Source organism: Microbispora rosea (assembly GCF_900156315.1).
GTDB lineage: Bacteria > Actinomycetota > Actinomycetes > Streptosporangiales > Streptosporangiaceae > Microbispora > Microbispora rosea.
Genome location: NZ_FTNI01000010.1, coordinates 164,082 through 179,398 on the forward strand (window position 1 = coordinate 164,082; position 15,317 = coordinate 179,398).

At 67.8% G+C, this 15,317-nt stretch carries 14 protein-coding genes; 9 read left to right on the forward strand and 5 right to left on the reverse strand.

From position 1 onward, the window contains the following. The 3 genes from BXA11_RS43165 to BXA11_RS16785 form a co-directional block, all read left to right on the forward strand. The coding region (locus BXA11_RS43165; protein ID WP_208865568.1) for a tetratricopeptide repeat protein at positions 1-1,860 on the forward strand (1,860 nt) is incomplete at its 5' end. 154 nt (positions 1,861-2,014) lie between these two features. Then, a complete protein-coding gene (locus BXA11_RS16780) occupies positions 2,015-2,341 on the forward strand; it encodes a hypothetical protein (protein WP_076435506.1) in 327 nt (108 codons plus the stop codon). A gap of 628 nt (positions 2,342-2,969) precedes the next feature. After that, the gene (locus tag BXA11_RS16785; protein WP_076435508.1) at positions 2,970-4,193 is read left to right on the forward strand and encodes an FAD-dependent monooxygenase; all 1,224 of its coding nucleotides are present in this window, start codon (positions 2,970-2,972) and stop codon (positions 4,191-4,193) included. Positions 4,194-4,303: 110 nt separating this feature from the next. Here BXA11_RS16785 and BXA11_RS16790 read toward each other — a convergent pair whose 3' ends face one another. Continuing rightward, on the reverse strand, positions 4,304-4,873 hold the full coding sequence (locus tag BXA11_RS16790; protein WP_076435510.1) for a TetR/AcrR family transcriptional regulator: 570 nt from the start codon (positions 4,871-4,873) through the stop codon (positions 4,304-4,306). Between the two features lie 86 nt (positions 4,874-4,959). Here BXA11_RS16790 and BXA11_RS16795 point away from each other — a divergent pair, with 86 nt between their 5' ends. The 3 genes from BXA11_RS16795 to BXA11_RS16805 all read left to right on the forward strand — a co-directional run bounded on the left by BXA11_RS16795 (position 4,960) and on the right by BXA11_RS16805 (position 8,625). Then, positions 4,960-5,880, forward strand: a complete 921-nt coding sequence (locus BXA11_RS16795; RefSeq protein ID WP_083744296.1) for an NADP-dependent oxidoreductase — start codon at positions 4,960-4,962, stop codon at positions 5,878-5,880. A gap of 45 nt (positions 5,881-5,925) precedes the next feature. Then, complete coding sequence (locus tag BXA11_RS16800; RefSeq protein ID WP_076435514.1) at positions 5,926-6,855, forward strand: NADP-dependent oxidoreductase; 930 nt, start codon at positions 5,926-5,928, stop codon at positions 6,853-6,855. Positions 6,856-7,029: 174 nt separating this feature from the next. Next, positions 7,030-8,625 (forward strand): CocE/NonD family hydrolase, encoded by a 1,596-nt coding sequence (locus BXA11_RS16805; RefSeq protein ID WP_076435516.1) that lies wholly within the window; start codon positions 7,030-7,032, stop codon positions 8,623-8,625. Between the two features lie 11 nt (positions 8,626-8,636). Here the strand turns inward: BXA11_RS16805 and BXA11_RS16810 are convergent, their stop codons facing one another. Continuing rightward, the gene (locus tag BXA11_RS16810; RefSeq protein ID WP_076435518.1) at positions 8,637-10,517 is read right to left on the reverse strand and encodes a HAMP domain-containing sensor histidine kinase; all 1,881 of its coding nucleotides are present in this window, start codon (positions 10,515-10,517) and stop codon (positions 8,637-8,639) included. Further along, on the reverse strand, positions 10,507-11,226 hold the full coding sequence (locus BXA11_RS16815) for a response regulator transcription factor (protein WP_076435520.1): 720 nt from the start codon (positions 11,224-11,226) through the stop codon (positions 10,507-10,509). Before BXA11_RS16815 ends, BXA11_RS16810 begins: the two co-directional genes overlap by 11 nt. 103 nt (positions 11,227-11,329) lie before the next feature. Here BXA11_RS16815 and BXA11_RS16820 point away from each other — a divergent pair, with 103 nt between their 5' ends. Continuing rightward, positions 11,330-11,938 (forward strand): hypothetical protein, encoded by a 609-nt coding sequence (locus tag BXA11_RS16820; RefSeq protein WP_076435522.1) that lies wholly within the window; start codon positions 11,330-11,332, stop codon positions 11,936-11,938. A 57-nt stretch (positions 11,939-11,995) separates the two neighbouring features. On the opposite strand, the gene BXA11_RS16825 is transcribed toward BXA11_RS16820, so the two are convergent. Then, complete coding sequence (locus BXA11_RS16825) at positions 11,996-12,454, reverse strand: hypothetical protein (RefSeq protein ID WP_076435524.1); 459 nt, start codon at positions 12,452-12,454, stop codon at positions 11,996-11,998. Positions 12,455-12,799: 345 nt separating this feature from the next. Between BXA11_RS16825 and BXA11_RS16830 the strand changes: the two genes are divergently transcribed. Together BXA11_RS16830 and BXA11_RS16835 are read left to right on the forward strand one after the other, a co-directional pair. Beyond that, positions 12,800-13,231, forward strand: a complete 432-nt coding sequence (locus BXA11_RS16830) for a nuclear transport factor 2 family protein (protein ID WP_076435525.1) — start codon at positions 12,800-12,802, stop codon at positions 13,229-13,231. 43 nt (positions 13,232-13,274) lie between these two features. Beyond that, positions 13,275-14,342 (forward strand): bifunctional NAD(P)H-dependent oxidoreductase/GNAT family N-acetyltransferase, encoded by a 1,068-nt coding sequence (locus BXA11_RS16835; RefSeq protein WP_076435527.1) that lies wholly within the window; start codon positions 13,275-13,277, stop codon positions 14,340-14,342. Positions 14,343-14,359: 17 nt separating this feature from the next. On the opposite strand, the gene BXA11_RS16840 is transcribed toward BXA11_RS16835, so the two are convergent. After that, entirely contained in the window at positions 14,360-15,280 is a 921-nt protein-coding gene (locus BXA11_RS16840; protein WP_076435529.1) for a LysR family transcriptional regulator, read from the reverse strand. Between the last annotated feature and the right edge of the window lie 37 nt (positions 15,281-15,317).

Here is a 15,317-nt window from a genome sequence, read left to right on the forward strand (position 1 = left end):
GCCCGGCGCTATCAAGAGGCTCACCAGGCCGCCACCGAAGCGCTCCAACACCACCCCAACGACCCCGATCTACACGTCACCATAGCAACGCTCAACAGCGCACAGGCCCGGTATGAGGACGCTCTTCGTTGCTGCGAACTAGCTATTACGTTCAGCCCCGGACACGAAAGGGCAATTGAAGGGCAGGTTTACGTACTGCGCCAACTCGGACACTTTGATCGGGCCGAACAAGTTGCGAAATCGGCACTAAATCAAAATCATTGTAGCGTATCGCTATATACCGAGTTGGGGCGAGTGTACGATGCCCAGCTGAAATTTGATGCGGCATTAGCCTCATTTGCCTCTGCATTGGAGCTGGACCCTAACGACACAGAAGTTAATATAGCTCGCTCAGCCACCCTCCGATCGCTACGACGTTGGTCGCTCGCAGAACGTGACATTAGTCGTCTTCGACAGGTTAAACTACACGACCTGGATTTACTAGCAGAGCTCGGATGGATTTACCATGACCAAGGCCTTTTAGGTGAGGCGGAAAGGAAATTCAAGGATCTACTTGAAAAAGCTGTAAGCGAAGAGGAAAAAGCTTTAGCGCACCAGTGCCTCGGATGGGTGGCGTTCGCGGCAGATAACTTCCCGGGAGCCGAATTGGAATTCCGGGAAGCTCTATCTCAACAACCTGGCGATGAAAGTCATCTACTTGCAGTAGCGTGGTCATTGGCCAGGCAGGGTAGCAAAGAACGATGGCGCGAAGCGCAAGAAATAATATATAGCATCGAAGGACGTCGCCCCATTTCCATCTCCACCTCTGCCCAAATCTGCCTTGGAGTTCTTTCCTTTAAGCTTGGCAGCCCTGCCTCGGCTGAGCATCACTTCAAGAAGGCGCTAGAGATTGATCCATTTCATGCGAGTCACACAGACCTGGGTGCGCTTTATGCACAAATAGGCCGAGACGACGAGGCGGAGGCCCAACTAAGTAAAGCAATCGAAAGGGATTGGTACGATGTAGCAGCACACATAGAACTGGGATCATTGGCACTAAGGAAGGGTGACGATCACCTTAGGGATGCCGAGCGAGAGTTCCGCCGAAGTTTAGGTATAGAACCAGTTTCCGCCGACGCGGCCGTCGGGCTAGCTCAAGTTTTGATCCGACATGGAGACGAATCCGAAGCGGAGACAGTCCTGCGCAGTGTACTGGTTAGCCAAAATCGAACCCAGCGTTGGCGACTGCATCTCGCGCTTGCTCGTCTGCTGATACAGAGAGGGGACAAGTCGCAAAACTCAGACTTGCATGCTGAGGCATATGCCCATGCGCAACATGCTATTGAGGTTGCGCCAGACAGGGAAGCGGATCCCCACTATGTGGCTGGCATAGCACAACATAGAATCGGGTCATCGCTAGTCGACGGTGCCGGCCGCCTTGGATATCGTCGCCGTGCGGTGCAGCACTTACGGCAATGCTTGAAGCGCGATCCCGCCCATATCGAAGCTCAGCGAAGCCTGCAAATTATCGAGCGGGAAATGAAGGCAAGTCGACCTGCGGTTTGGGGAGGTTACGCAATTGCAACAATATCCTTCAGTCTCCTGGCTGTGATGTGGACAAGCTTCTTTGTTGGAAACAAGGTTACCGCCGTAATGGTGACCACAGCGACGCCTATACTTGCGGGCATGTTCACAATCGCTGTCCTACTGCCTGCGCTCATCCGTTTCAAGCTTCCGGGTTTTGAGGCAGATTTGCAGGCGGGTAGTTCAGTCGTTGCCCCAGGCCCCACAGGAGACGTGACTTTTGGCCCTGGGCGCTTCACTGTAACATTCGGCCCTAAGGGACAGCTCTCGCGTAGAGAAGCACCGTTGCAGAATTGAGCTTATAGAAATCAAGGCGGCGGCGCTGCGCGCCGCCTCGCGGGCCTTCGCCCGCTCGCCGGCCGGGCATGCGGCCTGGGGGCCGGTCCCGGCCGTCGGCGGCTTCGGCCGCGGACGTGGAGAGTGCCCCCTGCTCGCCTGCAACGATGACCGCATGAGCGACATGGTCCTGGAGATTGCAGAACTCCGCCGACTAACCACCCTGCTCCTGGACGCCGTGGAGCGGCGACATGGCGCCCGCATCGACCTCTCACGATGGAACGTCGACTACTACTGGGACATCCCACTGCAGGCCGCTTTCGACATGGACAATGATCCAGCCCAACACGTCGGATGCGGACAGGTCAGTGACGACCTGGCTGACCTGCACGGCGCACCTGATCGCTCGAAGAATGACGCCGCGATCCTCTGGCACGACCTAACGCATCTATCCGGGCTACTACGAGCCCTGGCCATCGTTGATCTCGCCGATACAGCTTGATTCAAAAGCCTCCGGCGGGGGCCTCCGGCTCCGGGATGCGGCCAAGCGCGAGAGCGCGGGCCGTAGGTGGCTGATGTAGAGCCCGCGCATCCCTCCTGCCATCGACCCGGGCAAGCCCAGCAGACCAGCTCCTACGGCGCAAGCCCGTCTGTGACCCCTGGCGTCCGACGACCGAGGAACGGCGACCGGTTGACATACACGCGAAGACGGGCTTGCGCCTCCGTCGCCGGCCTGCTGCTGCTCCGCAGCGGGTCGAGGGCATACGGGATGCGCGGACGGGGGAGGAGCGTGCGGCGCCGCATGGGCCGAAAGGGCGCCGTGCAATATGCGTGCAATGATCTTGCCACAGAGAGCCGGATGAGCGGGCTCCGGCGCAGGTCAAGAGCATCGAGCGACCGGGAATGGTCACGCGCTGTAAAACCGTCGGCTCAGCCTACCCAGGTTCGAACCCTGGACCTGCCACCAGCAGAACAGCAGTTCAGAGGCCCTCCGGGGCCTCTTCTGCTTTCCGGCCCGACCCCGATGCGGCCAGGTGCGGCGATGAGCCGCGAGGACGCGCTGACAACGATCGAGGCGGTCGTCAGCGGATCGTCGGTGAGCTGTCAGCGGGGTTTCCGAAGGTAGGGCCATGACGAACAAGCACACTTCGGTCCTCATCTCCGGCGCCAGCATCGCAGGCCCCGCCCTCGCCTACTGGCTGGCCCGCTCCGGTGCCACGGTCACCGTTGTGGAGAAGGCCCCAGTCCTCCGCACCGGCGGCCAGGCCATCGACTTCAAGGGCGAGACCCACATGGAACTCCTGCGCCGCATGGGCATCCTGGAGGAGATCAAGCGCCGCCAGACCGGGGGCACCGACCAGACGGTCATCGACTCGTACGGCAAGCGGATCACGGTTATGCCGGGCTGGTTCACTGGTGGCGACCTGGAGATTCTCCGCGGCGACCTGGCGGAGGTCCTTTACGAGCGCACCCGTGACACGTGCCAGTACATCTTCGGCGACTCGATCACCTCGCTGACCGAGACCGCCTCGGGCGTCCACGTGACGTTCGAAAGGGGTGCGCCCAGGACCTTCGACGTGGTCGTCGGCGCGGACGGCATCCACTCCAACGTGCGCCGCCTGGCCTTCGGCCCGGAGTCGAACTACGTCAAGCACATGGGCCACTACTACGCGCTGGTGGACATGGAGCGTGTCGTGGACGAGCCGGTGATGTACAACGAGCCGGGCAGGCTCGTCTCCATCGGCGGCCCCAAGGCACCCGCCTTCTTCTGCTTCGCCTCGCCCGAGCTGGCCTACGACCGCTACTCGGTGGCGGAGCAGAAGCAGATCCTGATCGACGCCTACCGCGGTATGGGCTGGCGGACACCCGAGATCCTGGCCAAGCTGGCCCGCGCGAAGGACGTCTACGTCGACGCCATCGCCCAGGTCGCGATCGAGCGCTTCTCGAAGGGCCGGATCGTGCTGCTCGGCGACGCCGCCGCGGCCAACACCCTCGGCGGCGTCGGAACCGGCCTGGCCATGGTCGCCGCCTATGTGCTGGCGGGCGAGCTGAGCCAGGCCGACTACGGCACGGCCTTCGAGCGCTACGAGGAGACCATCCGCCCGTTCATCAAGGCCGCCGACAGCAACAACGCCGGCCCCTTCCTGGCACCGCGCACTCGCAAGGGTCTGTGGCTGCGCAACCAGCTGTTCAAGCGGAGCTTCCTGCTCAGGTCGATGGCCAAGATGGGGGAGAAGATGGCCGGCGGCCACTTCGAGCTGCCCGGCTACACCTCCTTGAGCCGGCCGGCGTCCGCTACGAAGTCGGCTCCCGTCGTCGCCCCCGAACGCGGCGACGCGAGCCGTCCTAGGTGAGCCGGCAAAGCGTCCAGCAGCCGTCATGAGGCGACACGATTTTCGACACCCAGAGGCGGGGATTGCGAGTCACGGCGGCCGTCTCCGGCCTGTTCAAGGCAGTCGTCGCGTCAGCAGAGGGCTGTGGATGCCTGCACGTCGTCGAGTGCTTGTCGTGCGATCTCGCTGAAGTCGGCGCCGGTGGTCGTCTGGCTCCAGCGTTCGAAGGCGATGGTGGAGGCGAGCGCGCCGAGTTCCGCGGCCACGCGGGCGGTCAGGTCGGGAACGCTTCGCCGTTTGAGCGCGTCGGTCATCGATGCGATGAGGGCGAGGTTCTTCAGCGCTTCGCGTTCTTGTAGTTCGGGGTTGGCGGCGATCACCGCCTGTCGGCGGGCGATGAATTCGCGACGTGCGGGCGTGAAGACTTCTCTGCCGGCCGCGTCCAGCGCGTGAGCGACCGCTTCGAGTGGGGTGGCGGTTGCCGGCGCCGCGGCTATCGCCTCGGTGAGGAGCCCGTCCATCGCGCTGCCGCCGAAGAGCACTTCCCTCTTGTCCTGGAAGTGCCGGAAGAAGGTGCTCTTCCCCAGCCCCGCGCGCTGCGCGATGTCGATCACGGTGGTGTTCTCGTAGCCGCGCTCGGCGAACAGGTCCAGGGCGGCGTGAGCCAGCCGTTCTGCTGCGTTCGGTTCCCAGCGAGCCATGAGCACAGTGTACGGGACTTGGTCCCGTGAACTCATGCTACGGTGATGAGACTAAGTCCCATCACTTGTCTTGCGAGGAGTCCGCAATGAGCCGAGCTGTGGTCTATGAGACGTTCGGAGGCCCTGAAGTGCTGGAGCTGCGGGAGGTTCCCGAGCCGCACGCCGGCCCGGGTGAGGTCCGGGTACGCGTGACGGCCGCCGGGCTGAACCCGATGGACTGGGGCATCGCCTCGCGGCCGGAGGCGGCGGCGCGGTTCGGCATCACCGTGCCGTCCGGCTTCGGGTCCGACCTCGCCGGCGTGATCGACGAGGTGGGCGACGGCGCCACGGGCTTCGCCGTGGGCGACCGCGTTTACGGCGGCGCCCTGGGCAGGGCAATCGCCGACTTCGCGGTCGTCAGGCCCCCTGCCGATCCGCTGTGGCATACGCCGGAGGGCATCAGCGATCAGGTGGCGAGCACGCTTCCGGTGGCCGGCCTGACTGCCGCCGCCGCCCTGGCGGCGATCGGCCCGGGCCCCGGCGACACCGTCCTGATCGGGGGAGCCGCCGGCGGCGTGGGCGTGTTCGCCGTGCAGCTCGCCAGGCTCGCCGGCGCCACCGTGATCGGGACCGCGTCGCCGGGCACGTTCGAGTTCCTGCGGCAGCTGGGCGCCGAACCGGTGGCCTACGGCGCAGGGCTGGCGGACCGGGTCCGGGCACTGGAACCCGGTGGGGTGACCGCCGCGACCGACCTGTTCGGCACGGAGACGGCCGAGGCCGCGCTGGCGCTCGGCGCGGCGCCCGAGCGGATCTCCACGGTCGCCGCGGGCCCCAACTCTCCCGGCGGCGTACGCGCCACCGGCGCCATCGACGCACCGGCGGACGCCCTGAAGCAGATCACGGACGCGATCCTCGCCGGCAAGCTCACCGTTCCCATCGCCGCGGCATTCCCGGTCGAGAAGATCCGCGACGCCGTGACGCTGCAGGCCGGACGCCATGTCCACGGCAAGGTCGTGGTCACGCTGTGACCGCACCTGAAAGACCTCTTGCGGAAGCGATGAAGGGATGACGACATGAAGCGGATCCAGTACCACCAGTACGGCGGGCCGGAAGTCATGCGGCTCGAAGACTTCGAGCCGGCACCGCTCGGCGCCGACGAGGTCCTTGTCCGGGTGCACGCGGCCGCGGCCAATCCGATGGACTTCGGGATCCGCGCCGGCCGCATGAAGCACGTGACCGGTAGGCGCTTTCCGCGCGCGATGGGTTATGACTTCTCGGGCGTCGTCGAAGCAGTCGGCGACCGCGTCACCCGGCTGCACGTCGGCGACGATGTGCTCGGCGGGACGCCGATCAAGTCCGCGGGCGCGTTCGCCGATGTGGTCGTCGCTCAGGAGAAGGGCGTCGTCAGCAAACCCGAGAACCTCTCGTTCGAGGACGCCGCCGCGATCCCGACGGTCGGGATCACCGCCCTGCAGGCCCTGATCACGAAGGGAAGGCTGCAGCCGGGCCAGGCCGTGTTCGTGCACAGCTGCCTCGGCGGAGTCGGCCGCTCCGCCGTGCAGATCGCCCTCGCGCACCAGGCCACGGTCGCGGGCAGCTGCCGCGACAACGCCGAATCCGAAGCACGCGACCTCGGTATCGGCCCGGTCGTCGACTTCGGCTTCGACCCTGCCTCGCTCGCAAGACGATTCGATCTCGTCCTCATCGCTGCCGGCACGCTTCCGGTCAAGGCCGCGCGGACGATGCTCAAGCCCGGCGGCCGCATCATCAGCATCCTCCCCACCCCGTCGAACCTCGCGAGAAGCGTCCTGCCCGGGCCGTTCCACGTCCTGGTGGCCCAACCGATCACCGAAGACCTCGAAAATGTGACCCGAGCCGCCGGCCAGGGAATCCTGCGGTTGCCGATCGCCCGCACCGTCCCGCTCTCGCAAGCCATCCCGGCGCTCACCGAACTCGAACAGAACGGCACGGCCAAGCGAGGCAAGCTGATCATCACGCCATGAACCTCGTCTTCGAGTTCTCCGTGACCCCCGCCACCGGCTACCGGCCCGCGCCCCATACCGGGCCCTTCTGCCACGGCAGGCATTTCCTGAGGCGCGGGCTCCGGTGCGCGGCGGGACCTGGCAGCACGCCGACACCGAAGACCCGCGCCCATCCGCTCAGTCGCAAGGAGAACTATGAGCATTACCACCGTTGACGAGCAGCAGCGGCGGACGATCGAGCAGCAGTACGGTCCGCTCGGCCCGCACTCCGTCGAACTCATCGACGGAGTGATCGTCAAGGCCGACGACGGCGTCGAGCTCAAGGGCGTCCTGGCGCTCCCGGCAGGGAGCGACAAGGTGCCTGCCGTGCTCATCCGCTCGCCCTACAACCCCGCCTCCTTCAGGCCCGAAGTGGCCGCCTTCTACATGGGCGAGGTGATCGCTTGGGCGTCCCATGGATATGCCTGCCTCGTGCAGACCACGCGCACCACCACTTCGTACTTCGACGAAGCCGCCGACGGCTCCGCCACCGTTCGCTGGATGGAGGAGCAGCCGTGGTTCGACGGACGCCTCGGCCTGACCGGCGCCAGCTACCACGCGTTCAGCTCCTGGGCCACCGCTTCCACGCGGCCCGCCAGTCTGAAGGCGATCGCCACCGCGATGTACAGCACGGACCGGGTCAGCTCCTGGTACCCCGGCGGCGGCTTCGCTCTCGAACTGGCCCTCGGCTGGACCGCCGTGCAGCAGGCGAACGGCTCCGAGGTCGGCGAGCACCCGTACGACCATCTGCCGCTCGACCAGGCGGACGTCGCCGCCACCGGAACCACCCTCGACTTCTACCAAGAGCGCCTGGCCCACGACGGCGAGGACCCGCACTGGCAGGCCCTGAACTTCGCCGAACTGCTGGACGACCCTCCGGCGCCGGTCCTGCACATCGACGGCTGGTACGACTACCACCGCAGCTACTTCTGGCACGACTTCGAGCGCCTGAACCGGAACACCGGCGACGTGCCGTACCGCTTCGTCATCGGGCCATGGCCGCACGCCGTCCTCGACCCGCGCATCTCCATGGCCGAGAGGCTCGCCTGGTTCGACACCTACGTGCGTGGCGAAGGTGAGGACCGTTCCGGCGCCCTGCGTTACTACCGCACCGGCGTCGACGCCGGCTGGCACGAGCTCGACAAGTGGCAGGAACCCGAGACCACCGTCTTCTACGCGAGTTCCGACGAGCGATTGCTGGCCGCCCCCGGTGACCTGGCCGAGCGAATGGAATGGACGTACGACCCGGCCGACCCCACCCCGTCCGTCGGGTTCCTGACCATCGGCACCGGCGACGTCAGTGGCCTCTGGGACAGCGGCACCCTCGAACAACGGACGGATGTGCGCGTCTTCACCAGTGCTCCTCTGCGGGAGCCGCTGGACCTGGCCGGTCGCGCCTTCGCCGCCACGACCTTCTATTCGGACGCGCCCAGCGCCGACCTGTTCCTGCGGGTCCTGGACGTCTACGAGAACGGGCAGGTGCAGAACGTTGCCGACGGCATCCTCCGCGTCACAGATCCCGGCCTCGGCGAAGGCGTACCCGTCGAGGTCGACCTCGGCCCCATCGGTCACCGTTTCGCGGACGGCCACCGCCTTCGCCTCGTGGTAGCCAGCGGTGCCCACCCCTACTACAACCGCAACCTCGGCAACGGAGAGCCGACCGCAACGGCCACCCGGATCCGCGTCGCTCATCAGGCAGTCGCCGTCGGCGGCGAAGATGGCCTGCGCATCATCTTTCCCCTGGCTCGTTGAGACGAACGCCGTCAACGCGTTCGACGATCAGGGCCGGACGAGTGGGCTCCGGCGTGACCGTGCGCGGGCAGCCGGAGCGTGAAGGTCGAACCTTCGCCGACGACGCTGGTGGCGCTGAGCGACCCGCCGTGGGCCTCGGCGAGCTTGCGGGCGATGGGCAGGCCGAGCCCGCTGCCCCCGCTCCGCCTGCTGCGCGACTTTTCCACCCGCCAGAACCGTTCGAAGACCAGCGGGAGGTCGTCGGGCGCGATCCCGCTGCCGGTGTCGGCGACGTCGATCACCACGTCGCCGTCGGCGCGGTGGGCGAGCAGGCTCACGGTGCCGCCGGGCGGAGTGTGCCGTACGGCGTTCGAGACGAGGTTGCCCACCGCCTGGCGCAGCCGTACGGGGTCGGCGACCAACGGGAGGCGGCCGTCGGCCCGCGTCACCAGCGTGACGCCGGCCGCTTCCGCGCCGCCCCGGTGCGCGGTCGCGACCTGGGCCAGCAGGTCGGCCACGTCGACCGGCTCGGCGTGCACCCTCAGCTCGCCCGCGTCGGCCACTGCCAGGTCCTGGAGGTCGTCGATGACGTGCTGGAGCAGCAGGGCCTCCTCCAGCAGCGACGACACGAGTTCCGGATCGGGGTCGGCGAGCCCGTCCTGGGCGGCCTCCAGCCAGCCGCGGATGTTGCTCAGCGGCGTCCGCAGCTCGTGGGCGACGTCGCCGACCATCGCCTTGCGCAGCTCCTCCAGCCGCTCACGCCGCTCGGCCATGGCGTTGAAGGCGGCGGCGAGCCTGCCGATCTCGTCCTTCCCCTTGACCTCGACGCGGGCGGCGCGCCCTTCCTCCATGTTCCGTACGGCGTCGGTGAGGGCCCGCAGGGGGCGGCTCAGCCGGGTTCCGGCCATGACGCCGGCGGTGACGGTGATCAGCAGCACGAGGGCGGCGACGCCGGCGATGCGGGCCTGGTTCTCCGGCGACAGGTCGAAGGCGGTCGACGTGTCGCCGCCGCGGCTGCTGATGAAGAGCATCGCGGGCGGCGCGACGTACGGCGCGAGCTGCTCGCGGCGGCTGCCGGTGACGCATTCCGGGACGACGCTGCCGCGGGGGCCGTCGTCCGTCGCGGCCTGGGCGGGAACGGGCGCGGGCAGGGGCGTCCAGGTGAAGTCGAGGTTGAGCCGCACCTTCGACTCGTGCCGCCGCTCCAGGCAGCTGTCGACGAGCTTCTGCAGCGCCGCGAGGGCCTTGGCCTCCGTGGCGGTCGGCCGGTCGAGGACGGTGCTCACGCACCGGGTCTCGGAGTACGGGCGCGCGCCCTCGGTGTCCAGCACGGGCCGTCCGCTCGGACTGTCGGCGATCGTGGCTGCGGCGCCGAAGCTGCCGCGCAGGCAGGCGGCACGCCGCTCGGCGGCGGTGCGCAGCGCGTCACGTTCCTTGCCCGGCAGCAGGAAGGGGCCCACGGCGCGCGGGTCGATGTGGTCGGGCACGGACGCCAGAGGCGTGCCCTGCGCCAGTGGTGCACCGGACGCGGCCGCCAGGACCGTGTCGACGTGCAGCGGGTCGATCGACGCGGTCGGCCGGGCGGGCAGCGTCGCGGGCGGCCCGGCGTCGGAGTCCACGAGCGGCACGCGCCGCTCCGTGGTGATCGTGACGCGGCGACCGGTGTCGCGCGCCAGCCTCCGCACGACCTCCCCCGCGCCGTCCCAGCCGGGGTGGGTGGCCGCGTAGCCGAGCAGGGTGTCGTACGTGCGGGCGTCGTCGGCGAGCGCCTGTCCCTGTTCCTGCCTGATCGCCACGGTGGTGCTCCGCGCGGTCAGCCAGGCCGTCGCCGCGATCGAGCAGACCGACACCAGCACGGACACCGCGAGCAGCCGCAGCAACAGGCTGCGGTGCAGCGGCACGTCAGCCCGCATCGCGCGGGTCCCGCCGGTCGTCGGCGAGCTTGTAGCCCACCCCGTAGACGGTGAGGAGCCGTACGGGGCGGCGCGGAGTGGGCTCGATCTTCCGGCGGAGGTTCATCACGTGGACGTCCACGGTGCGCGAGGTGATGTAGCGGTCGAACCCGTGCAGCCGGGCGAGGATCTGCTCGCGGGTGAACACCCGGCCCGGCTGGGTGACGAGCAGCTCCAGCACCGCGAACTCGCCGGGGGTGCACTCGACGGGCACGCCGTCCACGCTGACCTCGTGGCGGTCCGGGTCGACGACCAGGGCACCGGCCCTCAACGCGGGCACGGGCGACGTGGCCGGCGCGGCGACGGTGCGGGCGCGCCTGAGCAGCGTGCGGACGCGCGCCATCAGCTCGCGCGGGCTGTACGGCTTGGTCATGTAGTCGTCCGCGCCGAGGTCGAGGCCGAGCAGCAGGTCGTCCTCGGTGGAACGGGCGGTCAGCATCAGCACCGGGAGGTCCGACTCGGCGCGCAGGACGCGGCACACGTCCAGTCCGTCGACCCTGGGCATCATCACGTCGAGCACCAGCAGGTCGGGGGCCCGCCGGCGTACCGACTCCAGGGCCGCGCGGCCGTCGTGGACGGCGACGACCTCGTGGCCCTCCCGCTCCAGGTAGCGGCGGATGAGCTCGGCCTGCTTCACGTCGTCCTCTGCGACCAGGACATATGCACTCACAGATGGCGATAGTAGGTCGGCCTGAGGACCATCTCGCCCCTGCTCATCCGCCGGCCAAAGGTTCCTGACAACTTCCTGACATTGCTCGGCCATCCTCTCCGGCATGAGCAACCGAACCGACCGGCGCGTGTCCGCACGGCACGCCACCGCACTGTCCTTCGCCGCCCTGGCCTGCGGCTTCCTCACCGCCTGCGGCACCGCCCAGGCGGCGGACGCCCCCGGCACCCCCGCTCCCGTCTCGGCCGGCCACGTGTCGGCCCCCCGGCCGGCTGCGGCGCAGACCGAGTCCAAGCCCGCCCATGCCACGAAGTCCCGCCCGCAGCTGCGCCTGGACAGCTCCGAGGCCGAGGTGCGCAAGCTCCGCGAGGCGTACGCCGGCTGCCTGCGCGAGCACGGCATGCCGAGCAAGGGGACCTGGCCCAAGGCGGCGGAGAAGTCAGCGCGGGCCGCCTGCGAGCACCTGCGGCCGTTGCTGCCGCCGGAGCTCGACCCGGCCAAGAACCCGAACTACGCCAAGAGCGTCCGGATCGAGGCCAAGTGCCTGCAGGACCACGGCTTCGACGTCCACCTCGTCAAGGTGGACGGCCCCGCCAAGCTCGGCTGGCGGTACGGGAGCGTTCCCGGACCCGGCGTCGACATCGCCAAGATCCAGGATGACTGCCGCGTGAAGGCGTACGGCGGCGGCCGCGCGCTCCGGCCCGGCCCGCAGTAACAACCCGGCGCGGGGCGGCGGGCGGCACCGCTTCGGGTGGCGCCCGCCGCCCCGCCGTCACGGCTGGACGTACCGCAGCCTGAGGGTGTCGACGTGCCCGGACCAGCGCAACGTCACGTGCCAGCAGCCCGCCTCCGGCAGGTCGACGCCCGACGGACCGGGCCCGCCGGGCACCTCGCGCGTGACAGGCGGGCCCGAGCCGTCCAGGCGCGCCTCGATCAGCAGGGGATCCCCGTTCTGGGACACCCGCGACACCCAGAGGATCTTGTTGCCGCGATCCTTGCCCGGCGGCGACAGCAGCGGATCACCGAACACCACGGCCGCGATGTCGCCCCGGTCCCCCAGGACGTACGGCATCGCCTGGTCGGGCGGCCGGAACCCCGTACGGGCCCAGGTGGGCAGCGGTGCCGGTGACAACCGGTCGGGACATCCGCCGGACGGCTGCTCGGCACACCCCGCAAGCAGGGAACAGGCCAGGGTCAGCGCCGATATCGGTATCAGTGCGGTGCGAGGCATGAGCGACTCCTCAGGAGGGCGTACGTGGTCGCTACCTCTACACCGCCGACCCCTCCGCAGGTTCCGGCCCGGCCGGCACGGACATGTTCGGTCAGAAGCCGGCGTTCCGATCGATGAGCCGTGCGACTGGCTGCGATGAGAAATCCCCCGTTGATGGACGTCTGGCCCGTCCGCCACGATGGCAGAGCCGCCCACCGCGAATCCGGATGTTCGATGTGGGGGTCCGATCGGTTTATCGGCCGCTTGTGCGCTGCGCCGCGTAATCACCATTAGCCCGCCCTATAGCGGCAATGCCGAACGGCCGGATTTTTCGTTCGGAACCATCTCTGCAAAAGGAGCGTTCACATGAGCCAGACGGCCCAGCGGTTGGGCGTCGAGCATGTTGCCGTAGTCCGGGAGTTCTTCCGTCTGCTGTCCGTCAAGGACGTGACCGGGTGGGGCGACCTGTGGCACACGGATGCGACCATCACGGTGCCCTATCCGGCAGCCGGATTCCCCCCCGTCATCCGCGGCAAGGACGATATCGTCTCCGGCTTTCACCACCTGATGGCCAACTTCGAGACCTTCGACGCGCGGATCACCGGCATCTACCCCGCGGTCGACTCCGACGCCGTCTGTGTCGAATACCACAATGTAGCCACCCTGGTCGGAGGAACGGAGTACACCAACGACAACATCGCCGTTTTCCGTTTCACCGACGGCCTGGTCAGCGAATACCACGATTACTTCGATCCCCGCCGCTTCCAGGTCGTCGTGGACGCCTTGCCCACCGCCTGACGGCAGACGCGAAACCGATAGTCATCTTGTGAGTGTGTTTCGCATGTCAACGGAATGCGTACGGATCGTCGTCCTGGTGTGCAGCACCCGCCCCGGCGCCCTCGGCCCGGTGGTGGGGGAGTGGTTGATCGAGATGATCGGGCCGCGTGCTGGGGAACTCGGCGCCGATCTCGTACAGGTGACTCTCGGCGACCTTGATCTGCCGTTCCTCGACGAGGAGGAGCATCCGTCGTCGGGTCGTTACGGGCACGAGCACACGCGACGGTGGAGCGCGATCGTGGACGCGGCGGACGGCTTCATCGTGGTGACGCCGGAGTACAACTACGGCATGCCGGCGACCCTGAAGAACGCCTTGGACTACCTCGGCCGTGAGTGGGCGTGGAAACCGATGGGCTTCGTCAGCTATGGCAACACCTCGGCGGGCACGCGCTCGGTCCAGCACGCCAAGCAGGTGGTGACCACGCTGCGTCTCGTGCCGCTGGGCGCCACTGTCGCCATTCGCATCGGCGACGCGATGGACAACGGCCGAGTCCGGCCGAACCCCGCTCAGGCCGGGGCGGCCGTCGGTGTCCTGGACGAGCTGGTCCGGCTCGCCCACGCCCTCCGGCCGATGCGTGAGGGGACCGGGGCGGGGGTGCGCCCCGGACCGTTGCCGGGGTCCTACATCAGGCCGTTGACACCCGGCGACGCCCCGCAGGTCACCGTGCTGCAGCGGTGCTGCTGGGTGGACGAGGCCCTCGCCAACGACACCCTGGACATACCGGCCCTGGGGGAGTCGCTGGAGCAGGTCGGGGAATGGCTGGCCACCTGGCACGCCACGGGCCTGTGGCGGGACGGCCGGCTCCTGGGCATGGTGCGGGCCCGTAGTATCGGCAACGACTGGCATGTGGGCCGGCTCGGTGTCGCGCCCGATCAGCGGGGGCAAGGTCTGGGACGCTGGCTGCTCCGCAGCGCCGAGGCCGGTGTGGCCCCGGAGTGCCGTCGCATCGTGTTGTTCACCGGCGCGAAAAGCCGGCAGAACATCAGGCTCTACGAGAGCGAGGGATACCAGCCGCTGCCACTCGCAGATGACGAGGGAACCGTCCGCCTCATCAAGGCAGTGGCGTCTTGATCGGCATTCCAGGGTGGTCAGGCGTCGTGGACGAGGCGGGGTAACTCTTCGGCGACGAGGTCGGCGAACGCCTGTGCGGCAGCGGAAAGCCGGCCGGTCCGCCATACCAGCCCGGACCGTGATGGGGAGGCTCCGGCCATCGGGAGAGCCACTACGTCAGGATGCTGGTAGTAGCGGAGGATCGACGCGACGGTCGGATAGACCACCGTGCCCATGGCGACGTGCGTCAACGCCTCGCCGACGGAGTTGACCGGGACGATCCGCCGGATCGGCCGCCCGTCCGGCGCGCGTGGCGGGAAGAGCTCGTCGAGCACTTCCTTCGGCGCGCTCGGCACATCGACCGTGGCATAGTCCGCGACATCGTTGTAGGTCACCGATTCCCGTCCGGCGAGCGGATGATCTCTGGCTACGATCAGGATCCGGTTCTCCACCGACAGGACGGGTCCGACTGTCAGTTCGGCGTCATCCGGAGCGGGTAGCCGGATCGCGAGCATGTCGAGCTCGGCCCTGCGTAGTCGCTCGTAGGGCCGAGCATTGTAGGTGAGTTCCACGAGGTGCACGGCGCACTGTGGGTAACGCTGCTCGAAGATCCGGACCAGGGGCAGTAGGTGCGGACCTGCCGATGATTGCAACATGACACCGACCGTGATCGTCCCTGCCGTGCCGGTCGCCATGTCCCGGGTTGTGTCCAGCGCCGCGCACAGCGCGCCGTAGGCAGGTTCGAGCCGGTCATATAGGTGGGCGCCGAGCGCGGTCAGCCGTACCCGTCTGCTGCTGCGTTCGAACAACCGGCCGCCGATGCGTCCCTCAAGGCTTCTGACCAATTGGCTCACACGTGACTGGGTCAGGTACATCCGTTCGGCTGCCCGGCCGAAGTGCAGTTCGGCCGCGACCATCAGGAACGCGCGGACCTCCTGCAACTCGATGGACTCCCACATGAACAAGTGAGAGTACCGTCCGGTACGGCCTCGAGCC

Excerpts from the sequence above, each read along its gene's own strand:
- BXA11_RS16780 (WP_076435506.1), top strand. The coding sequence starts at position 2,015 with ATGAGCGACATGGTCCTGGAGATTGCAGAACTCCGCCGACTAACCACC.
- BXA11_RS16785 (WP_076435508.1), top strand. The coding sequence starts at position 2,970 with ATGACGAACAAGCACACTTCGGTCCTCATCTCCGGCGCCAGCATCGCA.
- BXA11_RS16790 (WP_076435510.1), bottom strand. The coding sequence starts at position 4,873 with ATGGCTCGCTGGGAACCGAACGCAGCAGAACGGCTGGCTCACGCCGCC.
- BXA11_RS16795 (WP_083744296.1), top strand. The coding sequence starts at position 4,960 with ATGAGCCGAGCTGTGGTCTATGAGACGTTCGGAGGCCCTGAAGTGCTG.
- BXA11_RS16800 (WP_076435514.1), top strand. The coding sequence starts at position 5,926 with ATGAAGCGGATCCAGTACCACCAGTACGGCGGGCCGGAAGTCATGCGG.
- BXA11_RS16805 (WP_076435516.1), top strand. The coding sequence starts at position 7,030 with ATGAGCATTACCACCGTTGACGAGCAGCAGCGGCGGACGATCGAGCAG.
- BXA11_RS16810 (WP_076435518.1), bottom strand. The coding sequence starts at position 10,517 with ATGCGGGCTGACGTGCCGCTGCACCGCAGCCTGTTGCTGCGGCTGCTC.
- BXA11_RS16820 (WP_076435522.1), top strand. The coding sequence starts at position 11,330 with ATGAGCAACCGAACCGACCGGCGCGTGTCCGCACGGCACGCCACCGCA.
- BXA11_RS16825 (WP_076435524.1), bottom strand. The coding sequence starts at position 12,454 with ATGCCTCGCACCGCACTGATACCGATATCGGCGCTGACCCTGGCCTGT.
- BXA11_RS16830 (WP_076435525.1), top strand. The coding sequence starts at position 12,800 with ATGAGCCAGACGGCCCAGCGGTTGGGCGTCGAGCATGTTGCCGTAGTC.
- BXA11_RS16835 (WP_076435527.1), top strand. The coding sequence starts at position 13,275 with ATGTCAACGGAATGCGTACGGATCGTCGTCCTGGTGTGCAGCACCCGC.
- BXA11_RS16840 (WP_076435529.1), bottom strand. The coding sequence starts at position 15,280 with ATGTGGGAGTCCATCGAGTTGCAGGAGGTCCGCGCGTTCCTGATGGTC.